Here is a 26206-nt window from a genome sequence, read left to right as displayed (position 1 = left end):
ATATGCATTGTGAGCTAAATCGAGTATTTATATACTATAGATAACTGGCTTAATAAAATGAAAGGTTATTTTTATTTGATAATGATTCTCATTATCAATATAATAAAAACATACACTTTACTGTAGAGATCTTAGTTATGTTAAAAACATCGACAATAAGCCTTGAAGAAATCAATAATACAGTCCAAATTCCGGATCCTCAGTCTGGTTTTTTTCGAAAACTCTGGGCTTTTTCAGGACCTGGCGCATTAGTTGCTGTCGGTTATATGGATCCGGGTAACTGGATCACCTCTATACAAGGTGGCGCCCTTTATAGTTATCTGTTACTGTCAGTCATATTAATATCGAGTTTAATTGCTATGCTTTTGCAAGCGATGTGCGTCAAAATAGGCATAGTCACTGGTATGGATCTTGCTCAAGCAACAAAATCGATGGTAGGCAAAAAATTTTCTTTTTGTTTATGGATATCAACTGAATTGGCAATTATCGCTACAGAAATAGCAGAAGTGATTGGTAGCGCTGTCGCATTAAACCTTTTATTTGATATCCCGCTATTAATCGGTGTGTTATTAACAGTCTTCGATGTTTTCATTTTATTAATATTAATGAGATTTGGTTTTAGAAAAATAGAAGCTATCGTATTTTGCTTAATTGCAACGATATTTATTATTTTTTCTTACGAAGTTTTACGAGCCTCTCCTCAATTTAATGACATAATTAATGGGTTTATTCCTAAAATAGATATTTTTACTCAATCAATTAAAGGTCATGACTCAGCATTAGTGATTGCACTAGGTATTGTTGGCGCAACGGTCATGCCTCATAATTTATATCTACATTCATCGATTGTCCAAACTCGAAAATATAATAGAACAAAAACATCTAGCCTAAAAAATGCTATCAAATATGCAACTATTGACTCTAATATACAATTATCTTTTTCATTTATTATCAATTGTCTGTTATTAATTCTTGGCGCTTCGCTTTTTTATGGTAATGATCCTGACAATCTTGGTCGCTTTACTCAGCTTTATGACGCTTTAAAAAATCCGCAAATGGTTGGACCTGTCGCCAGTTCAATAATGGCAACATTATTTGCTGTTGCTTTACTTGCATCGGGTCAAAACGCCACAATAACCGGCACACTTACTGGACAGATAGTAATGGAAGGTTTTATTAATCTATCTATTCCTCTTTGGGCTCGTAGAATGATAAGCCGAGGATTAGCAGTCGCCCCTGTTATTTTATGCATCTATATATGGGGTGAAAAAGAGAGCATTGTTGAAAATTTATTAATCTATACTCAAGTATTTCTCAGTATCGCCTTACCTATATCAATGGTTCCTTTATTGTTGGTCACTTCCAACAAAAAAATCATGGGCGAATTTGTTAATTGCAAATTAACTATCATATTAGGATGGTTAGCGGCTATTGCACTGGTTCTACTCAACCTACAGTTAATTTATGAAGTTATTAGTTCACTATTCTAAATAGATCACTTTAAAGCCATAAATAGACAACTATTCATGGCTTTTTATCTATTTTATCCCACTAATTAATGATCATTTACTTTTTACCAAAAAGCATTATCAATAACATAAACAGCCCAAAAGCAATTAAAATAAAGCTTAGCATGCATTGTTGACTAACTAATTAATTACACATCTTTATTTCACCAAAAAACTGTATTTATTTACAGTGTTTTTACTGTTATACTGCCTACATTATAACTAGTCTTATGTATTCATTATTATGATAACGCAATTAACTATTAATAATTTTGCTATTGTTGATCAGCTACTGGTTGACTTTACCTTAGGTATGACAGCAATAACGGGTGAAACAGGTGCCGGTAAATCTATTGCTATTGATGCATTAGGGTTGTGTTTAGGTAATCGTTCTGATGCTTCATCCATTCGCTATGGCGCAGAACGTGTTGATATTTCTGCTTGTTTTGTACTTGATGATACACCAGCCGCTTTTAATTGGCTTACTGAAAATCAACTTGATGAAGGTAATGAATGTATATTACGAAGAGTAATTAACCAAGATGGCCGTTCTAAAGCATTTATAAACGGGCGAACGGTTCCTATTTCACAATTAAAAGATTTAGGGCAAATGTTAATTCAAATTCATGGACAACATGAACATCAACGTTTGCTACGTAGTGACTATCAGCAACTTCTATTAAATCATTATATGAATGAGCCAATATTACTTGCACAAATGCAACAAGCTCACAAACAATGGAAAGTCGCTCGACAAGCTTATCAACAATATGAAACATCACGCCAAGAACGTGATGCTCATATGCAACTGTTACAATATCAACTTAAAGAGTTAAATGAGTTTTCGCCAATTGAAGGTGAATACCAACAAATAGACGAAGAATACAAACGATTATCTAATAGCGAACAACTGATTAATCTAAGTCAACAATCAGTTATGCTATTAGACGAAGCCGATGATTACAATGTGAGCAATTTGCTCAGTAGTGTCAAAAATAGCGTTCAGCAGTTAACTGAACTCGATCCAACGCTAAATAATATTTATACCATGTTAGAAGAGGCGTCCATTCAGATTAAAGAAGCAAGCTATGAGCTGCGTCATTACAGTGAAAATCTAGATCTTGATCCAGCTCGGGTTATGCAACTTGAACAACGCCTATCAAAACAAATAGCGTTGGCTCGTAAACATCATGTAGCGCCTGAAGCACTACCAGAATTACACCAACAGTTATTGGCCGAATTTAAACAAATTAACCAGCAAGATGAGCAAAGTGAACAACTAAAAGCGGATATTAAAAAATATCATCAAATCGCCATTGAACTTGCAGAAAAGCTACATCAAAAACGATTAACTGTAAGTAAAACCCTAGCTAAAAAAGTAACAGCATTGATGCATGAGTTATCTATGCCAAATGGACAATTAAGCATTGAAATTGCTTATGATGAAAATCGTTTAACTGAAGATGGTTCGGACTTAGTCACTTTTTTAGTGACGACAAATGCAGGACAACAAGCACAACCTTTAGCTAAGGTAGCATCAGGCGGAGAGTTATCACGTATCGCACTTGCTATTCAGGTTTTAACTGCACAAAAAATGGAAACACCTGCGCTAATATTTGATGAAATTGACGTTGGGATTAGTGGACCGACTGCGGCTAAAGTGGGTCAATTATTAAGGCAACTTGGCGAGTCAACACAAGTGATAACTGTCACACATTTACCACAAGTCGCCGGGCAGGCTAATCAACACTATTTTGTTAGTAAGCAAACAAAGGGAAAACAGACTTCAACCGACATGCAAAAATTAGATAATAATGGCCGTTTAAATGAACTCGCTCGATTATTAGGCGGTGATAAAATCACTGATGCAACGTTAGCCAATGCGAAAGAGTTACTTATTATCTAACTGAATTGTGGTAATATAGCGATTTAGACTGAATTATGGGGAAAGCTTGAGCATGAATCTATCTGGTAAACATATTTTATTAGGGATTACAGGCGGTATTGCAGCTTATAAATGCCCTGATCTTGTTCGCCATTTAAAAAAAGCGGGAGCTGAAGTTCGAGTCATTCTTACTGAATCAGCAAGTCATTTTGTCACACCAATGACACTACAAGCAGTTAGTGCAAATCCTGTTTCAAGCGATCTGTTTGATCCTTCGGCTGAGCTTTCAATGAGCCATATCGAACTGGCAAAATGGGCAGATATTGTATTAATCGCACCGGCGACTGCCAATATCATTGCCAAAATCGCCAATGGCATTGCTGACGATTTATTATCAACAGTGTGTTTAGCCACGCCTGCTCAAATTGCTATAGCACCAGCAATGAACCAACAAATGTATAAAGCGATAGCCACACAGCATAATTTATCGGTATTGCATGATAGAAACACCTTAATTCTTGGTCCTGATGAAGGATTCCAAGCCTGTGGTGATATCGGTCCTGGTCGAATGCTTGAACCACAAGTGATTGTCGAAAACCTCAATAACTACTTCACCCAATCATCATTATTAAATGGGATATCAATTACTATTACTGCTGGACCAACGGTTGAAGAAATCGATCCTGTCCGTTATATCAGCAACTACAGTTCAGGAAAAATGGGCTTTGCTATTGCTAAAGCTGCAGCAGAAATGGGCGCAAATGTTACACTTATTAGCGGTCCAGTTAATTTAGATACGCCAAAACATGTCACACGAATCGATGTTAAAAGTGCAAATGAAATGTATAATCAAGCATTAATTGCGGCCCAAAAATCGTCTATTTTTATTGCTTGTGCAGCAGTTGCTGATTTTCGTGCGGCAACAATTGCCACTCAAAAAATAAAAAAAACGGACGATAATGAACTTGTGATTAAATTAGCCAAAAATCCAGACATTGTTGCGAGTGTTGCCGCATTAGAAAATTCAAGGCCTTTTGTTGTTGGTTTTGCCGCAGAAACCAATAATGTTGAAAAATATGCCTTAAAAAAATTAACCACCAAAAATTTAGATTTAATTTGTGCTAATGATGTTTCAGATAAAAAAATTGGCTTTAATTCCGATCAAAATGCATTAACCCTTTATTGGCAAAATGGTGAACAAAGGTTACCATTAAGTAGTAAACAACAATTAGCAAAACAATTACTTGAAGCTGTGATAACACGATACAAAGCGAGTGATAATGAAAAGAAAAATTGATATTAAAATATTAGATAAACGTTTAGGTAATGAGTTTCCACTCCCCACTTATGCAACCGAAGGATCAGCTGGTATTGATTTACGAGCCATGTTTGATAAAACAACCGAAATTAAACCCGGTGAAACAATCTTAACCCCTACCGGTTTATCCATGCATATTGCCGATCCAAACCTAGCGGCATTGGTCTTACCTCGTTCAGGTTTAGGATCTAAAAATGGGATTGTACTCGGTAATTTAGTCGGTTTAATTGATTCTGATTATCAAGGACAGCTTTTTGTTCCGGTATGGAACCGCAGCCAAACCCCTTTTATAATTGAAGCCGGTGATCGAATTGCACAATTGATTATCGTACCTGTAGTACAAGCCGAATTTAACATTGTTGATGAATTTACACTCTCAGCACGAGGGGAAGGTGGATTTGGGCATTCGGGTAAAAAATGATTGTGACCAGCAAAAATAAGAACCGTAAAGAAGATATCTTGCAAGCATTGGCAACAATGCTTGAGTCCAATGAAGGGACTCAACGCATTACCACGGCGAAATTAGCCGCCACTGTTGGTGTTTCTGAAGCAGCGCTTTACCGACATTTTCCAAGCAAAACCAAAATGTTTGAAAGCTTGATTGTTTATATTGAAGATATACTGCTTTCACGCATCAATACCATTATGCAAGATGAGCCTAAAACATTCACCCGCTTGCAACTTATTTTAGCACTGATATTAGGTTTTTCAGAAAAAAACCCTGGATTAACTAGGATTATGACTGGGCATGCGCTAATGTTTGAACAAGAACAATTACAAGAGCGAATCAGTCAATTATTTGAACGAATAGAAACTCAAATAAAGCAAGTTTTGCGTGAACGAAAAATTCGCGAAGGGGTTGCTTTTACCACTGATGAACGTATTTTATCTAGTCAATTATTAGCATTTTGTGAAGGAATGATGTCACGTTATTCTCGTTCAGGCTTTAAATATCTTCCTACCACCAATTTCGATACACGTTGGGCGTTACTAGCAAAACAGTTAGTTTAGATGCTATATATAACTTTTTAAACTAACTTTTTATCGCTCTAAAATAGGATTATGTGATGGATTTTGAAAAAATTTTAACTCAAACTACCGAATTTATTGATAAATATGATGGCATTGTGCTTAGCTATATAGCACATTTTTGTTTTGCCATTATTATTTTTATAATTGGTCGAACAATATCTAAGTTTATCAGTCGTCAATTAAAACACATTTTAAGTAGCCGCCATGTTGATCCAACAGTGGTGAAATTTGTCAGCGCATTATCTTATTATGCCGTTATGGTCGTGACACTGGTTGCGGTTTTAGGACAGTTAGGTGTACAAACAGCCTCAATTGTCGCGGTCATTGGTGCCGCAGGTTTAGCTGTTGGTTTGGCACTGCAAGGTTCACTGTCTAACTTTGCCGCTGGCGTAATATTAATAATATTTCGTCCGTTTAAAGTGGGTGAAACAGTTGTTATCAACAGTCAAAAAGGCGTTATTGACTCTATACAGATTTTTTCAACAACGATTGTTACACCAACTAACGAACTTGTTGTTATTCCTAATAGTCAGGTAGTTAGTGCCAATATAATCAACTTTACCCGTTTACCTGAAAGACGTTTAGATTTGGTTATTAATGTGGGTTATGATTCAAATATTCAAAATGTTTACCAAGTGCTAAGACAGGCGGTAAACCAAACCAACAATATTTTGACAAATAAAGATTCAATTATTCGTTTAGATCTGTTAGATGCATCATCAATGAACTTTAATGTTTTGGTTTGGACATTAAACGAAAATTACCCGTCAGTAAGAGCCGAATTACTGGAAAATATTAAAAATCTACTAACTGAAAATGGTATTAATATTCCATATCCAACTATGGATGTGAATGTTAATTCTAACCACTAAATTTTGGTTTTTGCCGTCGACCATTGTCGACGGAAATCTCTTCACGCAATCAAATTTCTTGATCCATATTCAAAGCTGGTTTATCACAATCAGGGCAGCCGACCACTTTTGCTGGTACTCCAGCAACGGTTGTATGGGCCGGCACTGGCTCTAATACGACTGAACCGGCACCAATTTTTGCTCCTTTACCAATTTCGATATTACCTAAAATCGTTGAATGGGCACCAATCATGACGCCTTCTCTAATTTTTGGATGACGATCCCCATTCTCTTTACCTGTACCACCAAGTGTTACCGATTGTAAAATCGATACATCATTGTCAATGACAACAGTTTCACCAATCACAATACCTGTCGCATGATCGAACATCACACCACAGCCAATTTTTGCAGCAGGATGAATATCAACGCCAAACACAATAGCAATCTGACTTTGTAAAAATGTGGCGAGTGATTGACGATTTTGTTGCCAAAGCCAATGTCCAATACGATAAGCTTGTAGCGATAAAAAGCCTTTATAATAAAGTAAAGGAGTTGAATAATAATTGGTGGCAGGATCACGCACATAAACCGCAATAATATCAGTAATAGCAGATTGAATCAGATGCGGATCAGCCTTATAAGCCTGCCGTGCAATTTCACGAATTTCAATTGCTGGCATGACTTGTGTAGCAAGTTTATTGGCTAAAATATAGCTCAATGCATTACCTAAATTTTCGTGATTAAGCAAAGTGGCATGGAAATAACTGGCTAGCATCGGTTCACTTTCTACTAATTTAGATGCTTCTTGCCTGATTGTTTGCCATAGCATATCAGGCGTAACTACTGTTTTGGTAATGTTCACAACAACAACCTATAGACATTAATCATAGTGATTATCTATTGTTTCGCAAACTCATCATGGAAGCAAGCTTTGTATTCATTGATCATAAACTAAATAGCAAAATGGAAACTTCCGTTTCCATTTTATAGAGTAGATAGCAATGATTATTGTGCTTGAAGTCTATTTTTTCGATCACTGGTTAGGGTAAATGTAGCAACAATTAAAATAAATAGCACAATACTAGCAAGCACATAAAACGTTGTTGAATAGCCAGTATTATCAAATAATTTACCTACCACCCATGACAATGCAATCACACCAATATTAGATGAAATATTAAAGCCAACTAAATAGAGGGTTGATGATAATCTAGCATCAAAATTAGCTACTACATATTTAAATACCGCCAAAATAAACAGCGGCGTTTCAATGGCATGAAATAGTTTTATTAATGATATCAGATAAACATTATGTAGAGATGCAGATAAAGCAATTCGGCAAATCATAACTAATGCAGCAATTAATAGTGACTTTTTAGCACCCACTTTATTAATAAAATAGGGTGCTAAGATCATACAAGCCGCCTCTAAAAAAACTTGAAAAGAGTTTAAATAGCCGTAAACGCGGTAACCATCTTCATTTTTTTCAAAAAAACTGGTGTAAAAATTTGGAAACAGTTGTTGATCATAAATAGTATAAAAACTATTTGTACCAATAATAAAAAATACAAATAGCCAAAATTTTTTCATACCAAATAATGAGAAAATTTCACTTAATGTTGGTATGGTTGAGGTTTTTTCAATAATCCTATCCTTGTTCGCATCCACAGGATAACGTTTTGGCTTAAAGGTTAAATTAATAATAAAAAAGATAACAGCAACAGCAGAGGCCATCCAAAAATTAATATGAGGATCGATACCAAATAAAATACCGGCAACAAACGTGGCAGCAGCATAACCAAACGATCCCCAAAAACGAGCTGGACCAAACTCAAAACCGAATAAGCGACTAATGCGCTCAATAAACGAATCAATCAAAGCACATCCAGAAATAAATCCGGCACTCAACACTGGTGCACCAATACAGACACCGATGATAAAATCACTTTTTAATAACGGCTCATAAACATAAATTAAAAACGGACCAATTAATATCATCACGATACTTTGAAAGGTAATAACAGCTTTGCCGATTTGCAATTTATCTTGAATGATGCCGTAAAATATCATAAAAAACATGGCAGCAGCCGAGTTTGCCGCATAAACCGTTCCAAGCTGCTCACCCGATAAGCCAATTTTACTTTTTAACCATATTGCATAAAAAGACCACCAAAGAGACCAAGCTGCATAAAAGGTAATAAGATAACCAGATGAAAACCAATAATTTCTATTTGCTATTATATTCATATTTATTACTCTTATATTGTGAAGTTTAACGTTAACATGTTAATGTTAACATTATTGTCACAATTGACAGAAAATAGATACAACCGGTTATCATAAATGATAGCTTCCTCACACTTTTTATCATTTTTATTTGTGGTATCATCATTTGAAGTAATTATTAGAAAAAGATTTTTTTAATGCTAAACAAAAGGATTTAATTATGGCTTCACTTAAGGATGTTGCAAAGTTGGCGTCGGTTTCGTTGATGACGGTATCTCGCGCAATTAATAATCCTGAAAAATTAAATAAACAGACTTATAATCGGGTTCAAAAAGCTATTGAGCAACTTGACTATGTGCCAGACTTGTCAGCACGTAAAATTCGTGGCGATAGCTCTGGCCCTCGTGCAATAGGTGTTTTAGCATTAGAAACAGCAATGACCCCTTTTTCTGTAGAATTATTACAAGCGATCGAAAAAACAGCACAACAACGCGGTTGGAATACTTTTATTGTTAATCTGTTTGATGATAAACAGGCCAATCATGCCATTAATACTCTGCTATCTTATCGACCTAATGGCATTATTTATACCACTATGGGACTAAGAAAAATTGAACTTCCGACAAAGTTACTTGGGAAAAACGTGGTATTAGCCAATTGCATCTGTGATAGTGAAGATCTAGCGTGTTATATTCCGGATGATTACACAGGTCAATACTACGCCATGCAACAAGTGATTAAAAAAGGCTATAAAAAACCATTATGTATATATTTGTCGAAAACCAGCTTAGCCGGTAAAACTCGCCGTAAAGGTGCCGAGCAAGCATGGTTAGACGCAGGTCGTAATTTAAATGACATTATCAGTTACCACACCACAACGGTAGAAAATAATCTTACCCAAGAATATATGATGACAGTTGATATATTAAAACAGCACTGTAACAAAAAACCAGACTTTGATGTGTTAATTTGTGGCAATGACCGTATTGCTTTTGTAGCTTATCAATTTTTGTTAAGTCAAGGTTTTCATATTCCAACAGATATCGCAATAGTAGGTTATGATAATATGGTCGGCACAGGGGAACTTTTTTATCCACCGCTAACCACCGTCCAATTACCTCATTACCAGATAGGCGAACAAGCTGCATTACACATCATAAACAACCAAACTAACAAAAACGTAACATACGTACCTGCACCATTTTTGCAACGAGATTCATTATAAGCAAAAACTGTTATCCCACTACATTAAAGTAGTGGGATGATTGGCAATTATTCATAAATTGATTTTAACTGCCAACTATCTAATTTTATGATTTTTGCTTGGCCATTTTCAGCAAATAAGTTAACGATTCGTTTAGCCGGTAATTTTGGATAAATACGACTTGATAGACTATATAAATCACCATTAACAAAAACCTCAACAGATGAAGCATCAACATAAATATGCAAATTTAACTTTTTAGTTTTAGGTAACCGAACACTGCGATATCCCTTTAATGCTAACCCTGAAAGACTACGATCAAGTACAATACGATTCGATTGCAGATCCACATACAATAGTGTGGCTTGCTTACCATCTGGCGTTGCCGCTAGCTGTAAACCAAAACGTTCAGCATTACTTTGGGTTAAATCAATATCGACATTAATCTCACAACTAATTGATTCAATATTGGTATTTTTCAATTCATTATTAAGTGTTATTTCACTCAAACTTTTAGGTTTTTCTCGTAATGCTTCAAGTTCTTTGATTGGACGATTACGGACGTTATTATTGCGATCTAAAACCAATTCACGCGGAAGCGTAAAGGCGCCCATCCATTTATCTTGTTTACTTGGCATCATTGATTCCCACATATCCATCCAAGCAAAAATTATGCGTCGACCATCTTTTGCAACGAACGATTGTGGTGCATAAAAATCATGACCAAAGTCCATTTCTTGAAATGGTTTAACTATCGAAAACTTTTTCCCTGGTTGCCAATCACCGACAATATAGCCTGATTGGAATCGGTTACGGTATTGATAACCTTTTGCTTTCATACCTTGCGGTGAAAACATCAATATCCATTTATCACCAAGCGGGAAAAAATCAGGGCATTCAAGCATATAGACATTAGGATCGATATTGCTCACTACTACATGATCAAATTGCCACTTTTTAAAATCTTGAGAACGATACAGTAAAATTTGTCCAACATCATTGTTATCCCTTTGCCCTACCACCATCCACCATTGACCTGCTTGTTGCCAAACTTTGGGATCACGAAAATGCATAATGCCATCTTCTGGGGTTAAGATAGTGCCATGTTTTTCAAAATGAATACCATCTTTACTTGTAGCAAGACATTGGGTTTGACAAATGTGATCATCATTCCCTTGACCTTGTAACCAAATATGACCGGTATAAACTAAACAAAGCTCACCATTTTTATCTATCGCCGATCCAGAAAAACAACCACTCTTGTCAAACTCGTCACCCGGTGCTAGAGCAATAGGTAATCTTTTCCAAGTCACTAAATCATCACTCACTACATGCCCCCAATGCATCGGTCCCCAGTTTTCATCAAAAGGATGATGCTGATAAAAAGCATGGTACTGACCTTTAAAATAGATAAGACCATTAGGATCGTTCATCCATCCAGACTGTGGCGCCAGATGAAAACGTGGATAATACTGTTTATTCATTACCTTTTCTAACTGTTTAACAGCTTGATTTGCTTTATCGATTGCAGTAGACATAAACTCCCCTTTATACATTCCGCATTAAATATAATTTTCATCAAAATGATGACTTTAATTTAGCCACCTTTCTTATCAAGCTATATTACCCTAACTTAATTGTTAACGTTAACTTTTGATCAATTAACAGGCAAAATATGTGATAATAATCACACATTTTTAACGTTAACAATGAATTTTTTTGTAAATGCTTTAGTCTATTGTTAATGACTAATTATAAAACTTCGTTTAAGCTGACTTAACGGTTTAATTAAACCAGCCATAAAGTCACAACACTTAAACCTATTAACTTTAAATTGAGTAATAAAATGAATAAAACTAAAGTCTGGTCGCTTGGCGATGCTGTTATCGATCTTTTACCTTTTGGTGATATGAATTACAAAGCCTGTGCAGGTGGTGCACCTGCAAATGTCGCTATTGGTGTAGCAAAATTGGGGCTTCCTTCCGCATTTATAGGTCGTGTTGGCAATGATCCTTTTGGTCACTTTATGGAAAAAACATTTAATCAATACCACGTTGATTGCCAAAGTTTAGAAAAAGATGATAATCACAGAACCAGTACGGTGGTAGTTGATCTCGGTAATAATGGTGAAAGGAGTTTTACTTTTTTAGTGTCGCCGTCTGCCGATCAGTTTTTATCTCAGCAGGCGATTCCTGATTTTAACCAAGATATTTTGCATTTTTGCTCGCTAGCTTTAGTTGGGCAGACTTGCCGTCAAACATTAAAAACAGCGATTGAAAGGTTGAATGGTAAAAAGGGTTTAATCAGCTTTGATGTCAATTTACGCGAACAAATGTGGCATGATAAAAACGAAATGCGCACAATTATTACACAATTTTGTCATGATGCCGACATACTAAAACTTTCTGATGAAGAGCTATTTTGGCTAACCGAATCTAACGATTGGAGTGCCGCTTTAAATAAGTTACAACAACATTATGATGCAACACTCAAATTAGTTACAAAAGGTAAAGATGGCAGTGTAGTTTTATGGCATGGTAAAACATTTTCGTTCGATTCATATCATGTTAACAGCATTGATACAACCGGTGCCGGCGATGCTTTCGTTGCAGGATTATTAAGTAGTATTGCAACGTCCGGTATGCCAGACGATAAACTTATGTTAGAAAGCATGATGACTATTGCCAGTGCTTGCGGCGCGTTAGCGACAACTCAAAAAGGGGCGTTAACTGCACTTCCTGATAGCGCTTTTTTACAATCGTTTATTAGTGATAACCCTGCATTAACAGCAAAACAAATGGCGTAGTATCATGAGAGAAAAAGAGAAAATGCTAGCAGGTTTGCTCTATAACCCAGAGATCGATTTACTGGCTAACGAAAGGCTTTATGCGCAAGATCTTTGTTTTCAAATAAACCAATTATCGCCATTAGCCAAACAGCAACGACAACAGTTATTCCAAATCCTATTAGGCAAAACTGGGCAACAGTTTACGATCATGCCTGGTTTTCAATGTGATTATGGCTACAATATTGAAATTGGCGAAAATTTTTTTGCTAATTTCAATTGCATTATGTTAGATGCAGCTAAAATTACTTTTGGCGATAATGTACTGGTTGCACCCAATTGTGGATTTTATACCTCAGGACACCCATTAGATTGTCAAACTCGTAATAGCGGACTTGAATTTTCAAAGCCAATTACAATCGGCAATAACGTTTGGATCGGCGGCAATGTGATTGTATTACCGAATGTGACCATTGGCGATAACACCGTTATTGCAGCTGGCAGTATAGTTGATCGTGATATACCAAGCAATGTCATTGCGATGGGCACGCCTTGCCGCGTTTATAAAACACAGCTATAACATTTAAGTTATAGCTTACTACACTGTTCTCGAGCCCACTTATCAATTACTAACACATCCTCGATGGTTTGAGGTTCAGGTAAATTGAGTTTATCTAAGGTTGCCGCAACTTGATTTGCAATATCCATAAAACCGATTTTGCGTTGTAAAAAAGCCTCGACAGCTATTTCATTGGCGGCATTTAAAGCCGTCGTTGCCGCTTGCCCTTGATTAAAAGCATCTATCGCCAATTTTAGGCAAGGATAGCGATTAAAATCGGGGGCATTAAACGTCAATGCCGAAACTTTTGTAAAATCTAAGGGTGGTACAGTTGACAAAATACGCTGTGGATATGACATAGCATAGGCAATGGGTGTACACATATCCGGTACACCTAGTTCAGCGATGACACTACCATCTTGATAACGTACCATAGAGTGAATAATCGATTGAGGATGAATAATAATTTCCATTTCATCGAAACTAGCATTAAATAGCCATCTAGCTTCAATATACTCTAAGCCTTTATTCATCATCGTTGCTGAATCAACTGAAATCTTCTTTCCCATTGACCAATTAGGATGCGCAACCGCCTGCTCGGGTGTAACTGAAATGAGCGAATTTAAAGGTAAATCTCGAAATGGACCGCCTGAACCTGTTAGTACTATTTTAGTTATGCCATAATCGGCTAAATGAGCAAAACCTAATTGCTCTTGAACGGCACAAGGTAAACTCTGAAAAATAGCATTATGCTCACTATCGACCGGTAGTAACTCGGCGCCATATTGTTTCACCGCTTGCATAAATAAATGCCCACAAGTGACTAATGACTCTTTATTAGCGAGTAATATTCGCTTACCTTTTTTAATAGCAGCAAGAGTCGGTTTTAATCCAGCCGCGCCGACAATAGCCGCCATAACGTAATCGACTTCGGGTAATTGAGCTAAGTCACAGATAGCTTGCTCACCACTCGATACCTCAATATCTAAATTCAGATCACGCAAATTAGCCTTAAGCGCTATGGCAGCTTGCTCATCAGCCATAGCCACGTATTTTGGTTTAAATTCTTGGCACTGTTCGGTCATTTTGCTGACATTTTTACCACCGACTAAGGCATAAGCTTTAAATTGTGACCAATTTTGCCGAATAACGGCCAATGTACTACAGCCAATTGAACCTGTTGAACCTAAAATTGTAATATTTTTCATCATCAATAAATTAAACCGATATTATTATCGTTAAAAAAAGAAAGGTACTGAGCGCTTGGCGCTTTATCCGTAATTACTTGATAAAACTGATTAAGTTTAGCAATAAAAGCCGGCTTAACCTGATCAAACTTGGTATGATCAGCAATTAAAATATTCTGACAAGACTTATTCAACGCTTGATGCTTCATACTTAGTTCATCAAAATCATAACAAGTTACACCTTGTATAAGATCTATGCCAGCAGCCGAAATAAAAGCTTTATTAGGACATACAAAATCTAATTGATTATGTGGACTAATACTCGTAAAAATGGCATTGTTAAGCTGATAATGCCCACCGCATAAAATAATTTTGCAATTGGGTTTATGTTGTAAGGCTAAAAAGGCATTGAGCGAATAACAAATTGCAGTGAAGGATATATCCTCATGAATTGCATCGATAATAAAAGGGATTGTGGTACCACAATCAAAAAAAATAGTATCGTTTTCGTTAACTAACAGACTAACAAGCTTACCTATGTAACGTTTTTCTTCTACCTGTTTATCTTGCTGATCGCTAACAAAGTATTGGGTAATTTGATTTTGGGACTGATTAACGATATAACCGCCTAATACTGCTAAAGGTGAAGGTTGATTGTTAATATCACGCCGAATTGTCATTTCGGATACAGCTAACATTTGAGCCGCTTCTTTTAAATGAATTTTATCGGTCGATTTTAGGTACTCAATAAGTGCGTTAACTCTTTTTTGAGGTTGTGTTTCCATTGCCATTCCATTAAATAGCAATAAGCTACTTTGCAGTAGCTTATGAAAGGATCAATTAATAGTTGCTTGATGAGGTAGAATTGCCTGAAACAATTGCAATGCCTGCACTAGCACCTAACCGTGTAGCACCAGCTTGAACCATTTTTTCAGCAGTTTGCCGATCACGAATACCACCTGATGCTTTAACACCCATTTTATCACCAACGGTGTCTCGCATCAATTTGACATCTTCAGCCGTTGCGCCTGATGTACTAAATCCTGTAGAGGTTTTAACAAAAGCAACGCCAATTTCCTTGCAAATTGTACAAACTTTTACGATTTCTTCTTTAGTTAACAAACAAGTTTCTAAAATCACTTTCAATGGCACTGAATTACATGCTTTGAAGACCGCATCGATATCTTTTTTAACGGCATCCCAATCATTGCTTTTTAGCCAACCAACATTGATAACCATATCAATTTCTTGCGCACCTGCTTTAACCGCCATTTCAGTTTCAAATGCTTTTGCAGAAGTTAACATCGCACCAAGAGGAAAACCAACAACCGAGCAAACTTTGACGTCACTACCTTTTAATAAGCTAGCGGCTAAAGGTACATAACCAGAATTCACACACACGGAATAAAAATGGTACTGCTTTGCTTCATCACATAGTTTACGTATTTGATCTTCTGTGGCATTCATTGCAAGTAGAGTATGATCAATATACTTTGCATAATCCATAAGCTTTCCTTTAATTATTGTTAATGATGTCTAGTAAATATTGTTAGTCATTTATAAATGTTAGTAAATGTTATAAAAATAACAAATATAGCCCTATAATGTTATTTTCATCACATTATATACTTAAATTATGATAATTAGAAACAAAACTAATCACACAATATAGACAATTTAAACCAATAATTACTAAATAAAAACTCAGTTACAATTAACCGTTTTTAAGTTTTGTAACATCAATATCAACCAGTCGTGTTTACATTCACTCATCCATTTGATCGAAGCACAACAATAAATCATGCCTAAAACTCATTTATATTTAGGATTAGTACTTTTACCATTATTAGCGCCCAAATTAACTTTTTTCCGAATTTACGGTTAATTAGGCATAATGCTGAACTACTTATAGTGGATTGGAATCATTAACCTGCTTTTGCGATGCTGCGGTGAATATGAATTATCACTGCATCCAACAAATAAAATAATAAAACAGTAACTATCCATTTTTATGAAAAATTAATTGAAAAAACCGATCTTAAGAAGCAAATTATTTACATAAAAAAAGCCTAGTTGTTATAACTAGGCTTTTAAACTTAAAAATTAAAATTCCATTAACTCTTTTTCTTTATCGGCAAGTACCGAATCTAATTTTTTAATTGCCGCATCGGTAGCTTTTTGAATCAAATCTTGTGATTTACGTTCATCATCTTCTGAAATTTCTTTATCTTTTAACAGTGCTTTAATTTGATCATTGGCATCACGACGAATATTACGAATAGACACGCGACCTTGTTCAGCTTCGTTACGAACAATTTTCGTTAAGTCACGACGACGTTCTTCAGTTAATGGTGGCAAAGGCACTCGAATTACTGTACCTGCCGATGCAGGATTGAGCCCTAAATCGGAAGTTAAAATCGCCTTTTCAATCATTGGTGTTAATGATTTATCAAATACTGTAATAGCAAGGGTTCTTGCATCTTCAGCAACCACATTTGCTAATTGACGTAGTGGTGTTGGGCTGCCGTAATATTCAACCATAATACCATCTAATAAGCTTGGTGATGCACGGCCTGTTCTCACTTTAGAAATATGAGTTTGAAACGCATCAATACTTTTTTCCATGCGCGATTGCGCTTCTTTTTGAATCTCGTTTAGCATAATAAAAACCTTATTTAAAATAACAAAGACTAACAGCTAACTGTTGCCTGATTATTAATTAATGTTCCTTCTGGTTCACCTAAAATGACACGACGTAATGCACCAGGTTTATTCATATTAAACACACAAATAGGTAAATTGTGATCACGCGCTAATGTAAATGCGGCAAGATCCATAACTTTTAGTTCATCATCTAACACTTTTTCATAATTTAATGTTTTATAAAGTGTTGCATTTGGATCTTTAACAGGATCAGCAGAATATACACCATCAACTTTAGTCGCTTTTAGAACCACATCCGCTTCAATTTCGATACCACGTAAACAAGCAGCAGAATCGGTTGTAAAAAACGGATTACCTGTACCTGCTGAAAGGATAACCACCTTACCATGACGAAGTAAGCTAATTGCTTCAGTCCAACGATAATCATCACACACACCATTTAAAGGTATAGCAGACATTAAACGCGCATTAACTTCTATTCGATGCAGAGCATCGCGCATTGCAAGACCATTCATTACCGTTGCTAGCATCCCCATGTGATCGCCAACTACTCGATTCATACCTGCTTTAGCAAGACCTGCACCACGAAATAGGTTACCGCCCCCAATAACAACAGCCACTTGAACATTCATTTCAATTAGTTCTTTTATTTCTTGTGCCATACGGTCAAGAACGGTGGGATCAATACCAAAACCTTCATCGCCTTGTAGTGCTTCACCACTGAGTTTTAGAAGAATACGTTTATAGAAAGGGGTTACCATATGAAGTCTCACTATTTCGTTGTTTAATTACCTGACAAACTAGGTTAGCTAGCTGGTAATAATTTTAAAATATTTTGTAGATAAACAAAACCGCCTTTACGGCGGTTTTTATAAAACAATTAAGATTGTTTCGACATCGCAGCAACTTCGGCTGCAAAATCAACTTCGACTTTTTCGATACCTTCACCCACTTCAAAGCGGATAAATGTCGCAACTGTCGCTTTTTTCTCAGCAAGTAGATCACCTACAGTTTTACTTGGATCCATTACAAATGGTTGACCAGTAAGTGATACTTCACCAGTGAATTTACGCATACGGCCTTCAACCATTTTTTCAGCGATTTCACGTGGTTTACCTGATTGCATTGCAATATCGATTTGAATATTACGTTCATGTTCAACCACATCAGCCGGAACATCGCTTGGGTTAACATATTCAGGTTTACTTGCAGCAATGTGCATAGCGATATGTTTAACTAATTCTTCATCACAGCCACTGTTTGCTGCAACTAAAACACCGATACGAGCACCATGTTGGTAGCTGCCTACTACATCACCAGCGATTGCTTGAACACGACGAATACCAATGTTTTCACCGATTTTAGCAACTAAAGCTGTACGCTCTTCTTCAAATTTAGCTTGTAAAGCAGCAAGATCAGTAATGTGATCATTTAATGCAGCTGTCGCTACTTTTTCGCTAAATGCGATAAAACCAGCATCTTTTGCAACAAAGTCTGTTTCACAGTTGATTTCTAAAATAATACCTGATTTTTTATCAGCAGAAATTTTAGAAATAATCACACCTTCAGCAGCAACACGACCAGCTTTTTTAGCGGCTTTTGCTTGACCTGATTTACGCATATTGTCGATAGCAAGATCAATATCACCATTCGCTTCAACTAATGCTTTTTTACATTCCATCATGCCTGCGCCTGTTCTTTCACGCAGTTCTTTTACCATAGAAGCGGTAACTTCAGCCATTTTTTAATCCTCTATTTAACCATTGTGATGATTTTCATTAGAATGGGTCGACACTCATTATCGACCCTGAAAATATTTGAGTTTATTACTCAGCTGCTGGCGCTTCTTCAACAAAGCTTTCTTCAGATACTGGAGATTGGTTTTGTTCACGACCAGAACGAACTGCATCAGCAACCGCATTTGCATATAATTGAATAGCACGAATTGCGTCATCATTACCTGGAACAATATAATCAATACCATCTGGATCTGAGTTTGTATCAACAACAGCAATGACTGGAATACCTAAATTGTTAGCTTCTTTGATTGCGATATGTTCATGGTCAGCACCAATAACAAAAATCACATCGGGTAAGCCACCCATATTTTTAATTCCACCCAAGCTATTTTCTAATTTAGCCATTTCGCGAGCACGCATTAGTGCTTCTTTTTTGGTTAATTTGTCAAATGTACCATCACTAGCTTGTGTTTCTAAATCTTTTAAGCGTTTGATTGATTGACGTACTGTTTTCCAGTTAGTCAACATACCACCTAACCAACGGTGATTTACATAGTATTGCCCACAGCTTTCAGCCGCTTGTTTAATCGCTTCGCTAGCTGCACGCTTTGTACCAACAAATAAAATTTTACCTTTACGAGCGGCAATCTTGTTTAATTCAGCTAACGCTTCGTTGAATAAAGGAACTGTTTTTTCAAGATTGATGATGTGAACTTTATTACGAGCACCAAAAATAAATGGTTTCATTTTTGGGTTCCAATAACGAGTTTGGTGTCCAAAATGTACACCCGCTTGTAACATATCGCGCATTGATACTGTAGTCATGATTTCCTCATTTTGACGTTGGGGTTATGCCTCCACATATCCGCTTTATCCGACCTTATTACTTAAAGTAAAAGGCACCCCGGCAAAGAGTAATGATATGTGTGTGTTATAACGTTAATTAAATTTTAAAATTTTTGCTTTATCTCACAACAATTTTTTGAAAAATGAATGTGAAGAGTTGCGCGCGTTTTATACCATATTTAGATAAGGTTTGCTAGCGTTATTTCTATAAAAATAGCAACAATAGTGTTATGCATTAAAAAGAAAGTTAACTCAAAAAATAAAAATTTGAATAAATTTCGTGAATTTACTAAGTATTTTTCAATTAAAAAATAAAAACGCTAGCTTTATTAACACGATGTTTTTACATATTAAAAATTAGCTTTACTGTCATCTTGTTAGCTTATGCCGTTAGTCTTAATTTACTTTTAATTATGCTTCTATCCTAATCGTATTAAAGATATAAAATATCAACCTATAAAAGGATGTGATAACGAATAAAAAAAATATTGCTAAGAGTAAGTTATATTAAAAAGCTTTTTTATTCTTCATGCGTTAAAGATAAATTACGGTTATTTGCAGATTGTAGTCATTGAAAATTAAGTTAAAAAAATGACTTTTATCCCTACTTTAGCCATTCATGAAAAAGTTAATTTTTATGCTAAATCAACTAAAATTACTTTAGAAAAACGAGAGCGTATCGTAGTAGATGAACTAGATGTAGCTTTACTAGTCACTGATCTTAAAAATTTTAATGTGTTACATCAGGAAGATTTTATCCCGTTTTACATTGCAACGCTTTTCTATTTCAAAACCTTGTTGGAAAGATAATTTTATAATACCAGACAGTTATCTTTTTAAAAGCGATGAGTAATAAACAAGTTATGCTTGTAAATTAAGTAAGATAGTATGCGTGATTAACAAAGTAAAAAGCGTTGTAAGAACGTTATTTTAGGGCAGTGAATAAGTTTACAGATTGTTTTTATGTTATAAAAAACCATTCAATAAGTTTTTACTTATCAAATGGTTTAATAAAATTTAGTTAAATATTTGATTAAATTTCAAACAAATCCAATCCCATACAGATCCAAAGAATCCTGTTTCTTCAACATCTTGTAATGCAACTAATGGCTGTTCATTAATAATTTTGCCATCTAATAAAAACTGCATTTTACCTACACTGGTGCCTTTAGTAATAGGTGCGTAAATATAATCATCAATAATATATTGTACTTGTACATCAGCCGAACGTCCTTTTGGCACAGTAACATAAGCACCTTCAATTGCACCCAACTGAATTTTATTCTGATCGCCATACCAAATAGATTCTGTTGTTAATGGCGTACCCGCTTTGACTGGATTAGCTGTTTCGAAAAAACGAAATCCCCAAACTAATAATTTTTTACTCTCTTCTTCACGTCCTTTAAAAGTGCGTCCACCTAATACAGCAGAAATTAAACGCGTATTACCATCAACAGCTGAGGCAACTAAATTATAACCAGCAGCATTGGTATGCCCAGTTTTAATACCATCAACATTTAAAGTGGTATCCCAAAGTAAACCATTTCGGTTTAATTGTGGTTTAGATAGGGTATAAGTGAACTCTTTTTCTTTATAAATAGCGTACTCTGAAGGTAAATCATGGATTAATGCTTTTCCTAAAAACGCCATATCTTTTGCTGTTGTATATTGTCCGGGTGCATCTAAGCCATGAACAGTTTCAAAATGCGTATGCTCTAAACCTATTTTTTTCGCATATTCATTCATTAAATTAACAAAAGCACCTTGACTACCTGCAATATGTTCAGCCATTGCGATACAGGCATCGTTGCCAGATTGGATAATTATTCCTTTATTAAGGTCGGATACCGAAACCGTTTTACCCACTTCTAAAAACATCAATGATGAGCCTTTTAAAATAGGATTTCCTGTTGCCCAAGCATCTTTACTTACAACGACCATATCATCATTTTTGATACGCCCTGATTGTAATGCTTGTCCAACTACATAACTGGTCATCATTTTCGTTAAACTTGCTGGATCGCGTTGTTGTTCAGCATTATATTGCGCCAAAATCTCACCTGATTTAGCATCAATTAAAATATAAGATTCAGCATCTAATTGGGGAATAGCAGGAATAGGAAAAGCCATTTCAGCTGATGCCGAAGAACAAATTGCAAGCGCTAACAAAGCAAAAGATAATTTAAATTTCTTTTTCATTTAATTCAATTCCGTTAAATATTTTTAGATAACATGTATCGATGAGTGTGAATAGACATCATAATGCCAAAACTTGCCATTAATACGACTAAGGAAGAGCCACCATAACTTATTAGCGGTAATGGTACACCAACTACCGGTAAGATTCCACTAACCATACCAATATTAATAAATACATAAACAAAAAACACTAAAATTAAACCACCTGAGAGTATACGGCCAAATGTGGTTTGAGCTTGTGCGGCAATAACTAATCCACGGATAATTAAGCATAAAAATAACACTAATAGTATTATTGTGCCGATAAAACCAAACTCTTCAGCGATAACGGAAAAAATAAAGTCAGTATGCCTTTCTGGTAAAAATTCTAACTGAGATTGTGTGCCTTCAAGCCAGCCTTTACCCCAGATCCCGCCGGAGCCAATAGCGGTTTTAGATTGAATAATATGATAACCCGCACCACTAGGATCGAGTTCAGGATTAAATAACATTAACACTCGAAGTCGCTGATAATCATGCATAAGAAAAAACCACATTACTGGCAGAAATACCGCAATTAAAATAATAGCGATAAAAATAAATCGCCAATTGATGCCAGCTAAAAATATGATAAAAATACCTGACATAACAATTAAAATTGCAGTACCTAAATCTGGCTGCATAGCAACAAGTAAAGTAGGAACGGCAATAATAATTAAAGTTTGAAAGGTATTTTTTAATGGTGGTGGACAACCATCACGGTGAATAAATTTAGCTACCATTAATGGGACAGCTATCTTAGCAATTTCAGAGGGTTGAAAGCGTAAAATGCCTAAATCTAACCATCGCTGTGCGCCTTTACTTACATAACCAAAAATATCGACCAATAACAACATAAATATACAAAACAAATACAAATATGGCGCCCATTTTTCAAAGGTTCTAGGCGAAAATTGCGCAATGACAATCATCACAACATAACCAAGTAAAATTTGAATGACTCGTTTTTGCATCATATCAAAATCTTGACCAGTAGCGCTCCAAAGAATATAAAGGCTATAGCCAAGTAATAATGTAATGAATAAAAAAAATAGTGGATCGATATGGATTTTTTGCCAAAAAGTTTTTTTGATATTATTCATAATTAATCTTCATGCCCTGCATGTGATGCAGTTTCATCTAATTCCGTTGAATTATCACCTAATAGGTAATAATCCAATATTTTTCGTGCGACAGCTCCGCCATTTGAGCTACCACCACCGCCATTTTCAAGCACAATGGCTAACGCAATAGTTGGTTTATCAAAAGGAGCATAAGCAACAAATAACGCATGATCACGTAAGTGTTCAGGAATTTTATGGGCATTATAAACTTCGTCTTCTTTTAAACCATAAACTTGTGCTGTACCCGATTTACCGGCTGCTTGGTATTTTGCATCGGCATAGATTTTTCGTGCAGTTCCTCGTGCACCAAACATTACCCGATGCATGCCTTCTTTAGCTAATGCCCAGTAATTGGGATTAACATCAACTAAACTATTATTTTCAATATAATTTTGTTGATTAACCGCAGGTGGATTCGAATTGGTATTTAAAATATCGCTCTTTTTATACAATAAAAAATGTGGCGTATAAGTTTTACCATTATTAATCAAAATAGTAAGCGCTTTAGCTAACTGTATAGGTGTTGCTGTCCAATAACCTTGACCAATCCCTACCGGAATGGTGTCACCTTGTAACCAAGCTTTTTTATAACGTTGCATTTTCCATTCACGGCTAGGCATAACGGCTTTATTTTCTTCATTTGGTGAAATATCAATACCGGTTCTTTCACCATAACCAAATTTAGTCATCCATTGATGTAAACGATCGATACCCATATCGTAAGCAACTTGATAAAAATAGGTATCAACTGATTCTTCAATTGCTCTTAACACATCAACGCGCCCATGTCCCCATTTTAACCAGTCTCGATATCGTCTATCGGTACCAGGTAGTTGCCACCAACCCGGATCATTAATGGTTGATTTGGGTGTAACAACACCTTCACTTAAAGCGGCAATGGCGATATAGGGTTTTACTGTTGAAGCAGGCGGATAAGAACCAAGTAATGCTCGATTATAAAGAGGTTTATTAGGGTCATTGAGTAATTCGCTATATTTAGCATTCGATATTCCACCAACAAACGGATTAGAATCGTAACTCGGACTTGAAACCAATGCTAAAATTTCGCCATTGTTAGGATCAATAGCAACAACTGCTGCTTTACGGCCAGCAAGTAACTGCTCGATATAAAGTTGTAATTTAAGATTGATAGACAGGTAAATATCTTCACCAGCTTGTGGTGGATGCTGATTAAGTTGACGAACAATGCGCCCTCGGCTATTAACTTCAACTTTTTCATATCCTGGCGTACCATGTAATACATCTTCGTAGTATTTTTCGATACCCATTTTACCGATATTAAAAGTTGCCACATAATCACTGGTTTTATTTTCATCATCTAAACGTTGTTTATCAGCAGTATTAATTTTTGAAATATAGCCAATAATATGCGTTAATGATGCGCCATATGGATAATAGCGATGCTGTATACCCACAATTGAAACATAAGGGAAACGATGCTGATCAACAACAAAACGTGCAATTTGCTTTTGAGTTAAATTGTCCTTAAGTGGCACGGGACGATGAGCTTTATAATTACGACGTTCTTTTTGAAAATTTTCAATATCTTCATCGGTCAAATTAACAATATTTTTTAATTCATTAAATTGCTCATTAAGATTTTTAATTTTATCAGGAATAATATTGAGTTGATAAGTTATATTGTTAATGGCTAAGGGCGTGCCATTACGATCATAAATCATTCCACGGCTAGGTGGAATAGGGATAATTTCGATACGATTATTATTCGATTTAGTACTGTAATAACTAAAATTAGAAATCTGCAAATCAGCTAAATTACCGAGTAAAACCGATATTAATAATAAGATAATAACAAAAGCAAATAACACTCGCCGCAAAAACAGATTCGTTTCTGCCGAGTGATCTCGAATATTGCTTCTCTTTTTTTTACTTGAGATAGGGATAATATGACTCCTCTAAATACTTCTTTCGCCAGATTGATGCTTATGTTGTTCTTCCCAATTTTCATAAGCATTGACGATTCTTGCAACCACAGGATGACGAACAACATCTTCACTATTAAAAAAATTGAAGCTAATTTCGTCAACTTGGCTTAATACTTCAATTGCATGACGTAATCCAGATTTTTGATGGCGAGGTAAATCAATTTGCGTAATATCACCAGTAATGACCGCTTTAGAATTAAAACCAATACGGGTTAAAAACATTTTCATCTGTTCAATAGTCGTATTTTGACTTTCATCTAAAATAATAAATGCGTCATTAAGAGTACGCCCACGCATATAAGCTAGGGGTGCAACTTCAATAACACTTTTTTCAATGAGTTTTTCAACCTTTTCAAAACCTAACATTTCAAATAAAGCATCATAAAGAGGACGTAAGTAAGGATCCACTTTTTGACTTAAATCACCCGGTAAGAAGCCCAGTTTTTCACCAGCTTCAACCGCAGGGCGAGTTAATACAATTCGACGAATTTGTTGTTTTTCCAAAGCATCAACCGCTGCGGCTACCGCTAAATAGGTTTTACCCGTTCCAGCCGGACCAATACCAAACGAGATATCATAATCTAACACATGCGCAATATATTGCGCTTGATTTGCTGTTCTGGGTTTAATTACGCCACGCTTAGTTTTTATCATAACAAGCTTACCTGCTTGATAATCAACATAAGCAGGTAAGTGTTCACTTGCTTTTTCAAGAGCCCCAGATTCTTTGATAGCTAAATGAATCTGTTCTGGTTCAATATCAACTATTTTATTTTTTAATTTAGTTTGCTTATAAAGTACTTTTAAAATATCGTTGGCTGCATTAACACAAATAGGATCACCGGTAATTGAAAATAGATTACCACGATGATTAATTTCAATACCAAGTCGACGCTCTAATTGTTTTATATTGTCATTATAAGGACCACAAAGACTATTTAACCGCTGATTATCAGCCGGCTCAAGTAAAGTTTCACAAGTCAAAATATTCAATGATAAGTCCTCTAATAATTAAGATTAACTGCCAATGCGTTATTGATATAAATTTAATATTTTAACGCATTAAAAAGTGCACAACATAGTGATAACCC

The 26206-nt window shown here is 35.6% G+C and carries 24 protein-coding genes; 10 read left to right on the top strand and 14 right to left on the bottom strand.

The genetic code is table 11. From position 1 onward, the window contains the following. Nucleotides 1-137 precede the first annotated feature (137 nt). The 6 genes from A9G03_RS11385 (at nucleotide 138) to A9G03_RS11360 (ending at nucleotide 6615) form a co-directional block, all read left to right on the top strand. Complete coding sequence (locus tag A9G03_RS11385; protein ID WP_065799263.1) at nucleotides 138-1490, top strand: Nramp family divalent metal transporter; 1353 nt, start codon at nucleotides 138-140, stop codon at nucleotides 1488-1490. A 262-nt stretch (nucleotides 1491-1752) separates the two neighbouring features. Beyond that, a complete protein-coding gene (gene recN / locus A9G03_RS11380) occupies nucleotides 1753-3414 on the top strand; it encodes a DNA repair protein RecN (protein ID WP_065799262.1) in 1662 nt (553 codons plus the stop codon). A gap of 52 nt (nucleotides 3415-3466) precedes the next feature. Next, complete coding sequence (coaBC, locus tag A9G03_RS11375) at nucleotides 3467-4690, top strand: bifunctional phosphopantothenoylcysteine decarboxylase/phosphopantothenate--cysteine ligase CoaBC (RefSeq protein WP_065799261.1); 1224 nt, start codon at nucleotides 3467-3469, stop codon at nucleotides 4688-4690. Then, nucleotides 4674-5132 (top strand): dUTP diphosphatase, encoded by a 459-nt coding sequence (dut, locus tag A9G03_RS11370; RefSeq protein ID WP_065633758.1) that lies wholly within the window; start codon nucleotides 4674-4676, stop codon nucleotides 5130-5132. The genes coaBC and dut overlap by 17 nt, the downstream gene beginning before the upstream one ends. Further along, a complete protein-coding gene (gene slmA, locus A9G03_RS11365) occupies nucleotides 5129-5722 on the top strand; it encodes a nucleoid occlusion factor SlmA (RefSeq protein ID WP_065633757.1) in 594 nt (197 codons plus the stop codon). The genes dut and slmA overlap by 4 nt, the downstream gene beginning before the upstream one ends. A gap of 56 nt (nucleotides 5723-5778) precedes the next feature. After that, nucleotides 5779-6615, top strand: a complete 837-nt coding sequence (locus tag A9G03_RS11360; protein ID WP_065799260.1) for a mechanosensitive ion channel domain-containing protein — start codon at nucleotides 5779-5781, stop codon at nucleotides 6613-6615. A 49-nt stretch (nucleotides 6616-6664) separates the two neighbouring features. Here A9G03_RS11360 and cysE read toward each other — a convergent pair whose 3' ends face one another. After that, nucleotides 6665-7426, bottom strand: coding sequence for a serine O-acetyltransferase (cysE, locus tag A9G03_RS11355; RefSeq protein ID WP_065633811.1), 762 nt, complete (start codon nucleotides 7424-7426; stop codon nucleotides 6665-6667). A gap of 176 nt (nucleotides 7427-7602) precedes the next feature. Next, on the bottom strand, nucleotides 7603-8844 hold the full coding sequence (locus A9G03_RS11350) for an oligosaccharide MFS transporter (protein WP_065799259.1): 1242 nt from the start codon (nucleotides 8842-8844) through the stop codon (nucleotides 7603-7605). Nucleotides 8845-9043: 199 nt separating this feature from the next. Between A9G03_RS11350 and A9G03_RS11345 the strand changes: the two genes are divergently transcribed. After that, the gene (locus A9G03_RS11345; protein ID WP_065633754.1) at nucleotides 9044-10048 is read left to right on the top strand and encodes a LacI family DNA-binding transcriptional regulator; all 1005 of its coding nucleotides are present in this window, start codon (nucleotides 9044-9046) and stop codon (nucleotides 10046-10048) included. Nucleotides 10049-10095: 47 nt separating this feature from the next. Here A9G03_RS11345 and A9G03_RS11340 read toward each other — a convergent pair whose 3' ends face one another. Then, on the bottom strand, nucleotides 10096-11565 hold the full coding sequence (locus A9G03_RS11340; protein ID WP_065799258.1) for a glycoside hydrolase family 32 protein: 1470 nt from the start codon (nucleotides 11563-11565) through the stop codon (nucleotides 10096-10098). Between the two features lie 308 nt (nucleotides 11566-11873). On the opposite strand from A9G03_RS11340, the gene A9G03_RS11335 reads away from it, so the two are divergent. Together A9G03_RS11335 and A9G03_RS11330 are read left to right on the top strand one after the other, a co-directional pair. After that, nucleotides 11874-12833, top strand: a complete 960-nt coding sequence (locus A9G03_RS11335) for an aminoimidazole riboside kinase (RefSeq protein ID WP_065633752.1) — start codon at nucleotides 11874-11876, stop codon at nucleotides 12831-12833. Nucleotides 12834-12837: 4 nt separating this feature from the next. Then, on the top strand, nucleotides 12838-13392 hold the full coding sequence (locus tag A9G03_RS11330) for a sugar O-acetyltransferase (RefSeq protein ID WP_065799257.1): 555 nt from the start codon (nucleotides 12838-12840) through the stop codon (nucleotides 13390-13392). A gap of 8 nt (nucleotides 13393-13400) precedes the next feature. Here A9G03_RS11330 and ispC read toward each other — a convergent pair whose 3' ends face one another. The 7 genes from ispC to rpsB all read right to left on the bottom strand — a co-directional run bounded on the left by ispC (nucleotide 13401) and on the right by rpsB (nucleotide 19786). Further along, nucleotides 13401-14579 (bottom strand): 1-deoxy-D-xylulose-5-phosphate reductoisomerase, encoded by a 1179-nt coding sequence (gene ispC / locus A9G03_RS11325; RefSeq protein ID WP_065633810.1) that lies wholly within the window; start codon nucleotides 14577-14579, stop codon nucleotides 13401-13403. 2 nt (nucleotides 14580-14581) lie between these two features. After that, complete coding sequence (gene deoR / locus A9G03_RS11320) at nucleotides 14582-15343, bottom strand: DNA-binding transcriptional repressor DeoR (RefSeq protein ID WP_065799256.1); 762 nt, start codon at nucleotides 15341-15343, stop codon at nucleotides 14582-14584. Between the two features lie 55 nt (nucleotides 15344-15398). Further along, entirely contained in the window at nucleotides 15399-16064 is a 666-nt protein-coding gene (gene deoC, locus A9G03_RS11315; protein WP_065633749.1) for a deoxyribose-phosphate aldolase, read from the bottom strand. Nucleotides 16065-16661: 597 nt separating this feature from the next. Beyond that, nucleotides 16662-17219: a ribosome recycling factor gene (gene frr / locus A9G03_RS11310; RefSeq protein WP_065633748.1), complete on the bottom strand. Its 558-nt coding sequence runs from the start codon at nucleotides 17217-17219 to the stop codon at nucleotides 16662-16664. 29 nt (nucleotides 17220-17248) lie between these two features. Further along, the gene (gene pyrH / locus A9G03_RS11305; RefSeq protein ID WP_065633747.1) at nucleotides 17249-17983 is read right to left on the bottom strand and encodes a UMP kinase; all 735 of its coding nucleotides are present in this window, start codon (nucleotides 17981-17983) and stop codon (nucleotides 17249-17251) included. Between the two features lie 119 nt (nucleotides 17984-18102). Then, a complete protein-coding gene (tsf, locus tag A9G03_RS11300; protein WP_065633746.1) occupies nucleotides 18103-18963 on the bottom strand; it encodes a translation elongation factor Ts in 861 nt (286 codons plus the stop codon). Between the two features lie 85 nt (nucleotides 18964-19048). Beyond that, nucleotides 19049-19786, bottom strand: a complete 738-nt coding sequence (gene rpsB, locus A9G03_RS11295) for a 30S ribosomal protein S2 (RefSeq protein WP_065633745.1) — start codon at nucleotides 19784-19786, stop codon at nucleotides 19049-19051. Between the two features lie 612 nt (nucleotides 19787-20398). On the opposite strand from rpsB, the gene A9G03_RS11290 reads away from it, so the two are divergent. Then, complete coding sequence (locus A9G03_RS11290) at nucleotides 20399-20617, top strand: hypothetical protein (RefSeq protein ID WP_065799255.1); 219 nt, start codon at nucleotides 20399-20401, stop codon at nucleotides 20615-20617. Between the two features lie 207 nt (nucleotides 20618-20824). On the opposite strand, the gene A9G03_RS11285 is transcribed toward A9G03_RS11290, so the two are convergent. From A9G03_RS11285 to A9G03_RS11270, 4 genes are all read right to left on the bottom strand, one after another. Beyond that, entirely contained in the window at nucleotides 20825-22006 is a 1182-nt protein-coding gene (locus A9G03_RS11285) for a serine hydrolase (protein WP_065633743.1), read from the bottom strand. A gap of 14 nt (nucleotides 22007-22020) precedes the next feature. Continuing rightward, nucleotides 22021-23127: a peptidoglycan glycosyltransferase MrdB gene (mrdB, locus tag A9G03_RS11280; protein WP_065633742.1), complete on the bottom strand. Its 1107-nt coding sequence runs from the start codon at nucleotides 23125-23127 to the stop codon at nucleotides 22021-22023. Nucleotides 23128-23129: 2 nt separating this feature from the next. Then, complete coding sequence (gene mrdA / locus A9G03_RS11275) at nucleotides 23130-25007, bottom strand: penicillin-binding protein 2 (RefSeq protein WP_218056835.1); 1878 nt, start codon at nucleotides 25005-25007, stop codon at nucleotides 23130-23132. 78 nt (nucleotides 25008-25085) lie between these two features. Beyond that, the gene (locus A9G03_RS11270) at nucleotides 25086-26108 is read right to left on the bottom strand and encodes a PhoH family protein (protein WP_065633740.1); all 1023 of its coding nucleotides are present in this window, start codon (nucleotides 26106-26108) and stop codon (nucleotides 25086-25088) included. Between the last annotated feature and the right edge of the window lie 98 nt (nucleotides 26109-26206).

Source organism: Gilliamella sp. wkB171 (genome assembly GCF_001693755.1).
Lineage (GTDB): Bacteria > Pseudomonadota > Gammaproteobacteria > Enterobacterales > Orbaceae > Gilliamella > Gilliamella apicola_F.
This window is presented reverse-complemented; position numbering and strand designations above follow the sequence as displayed.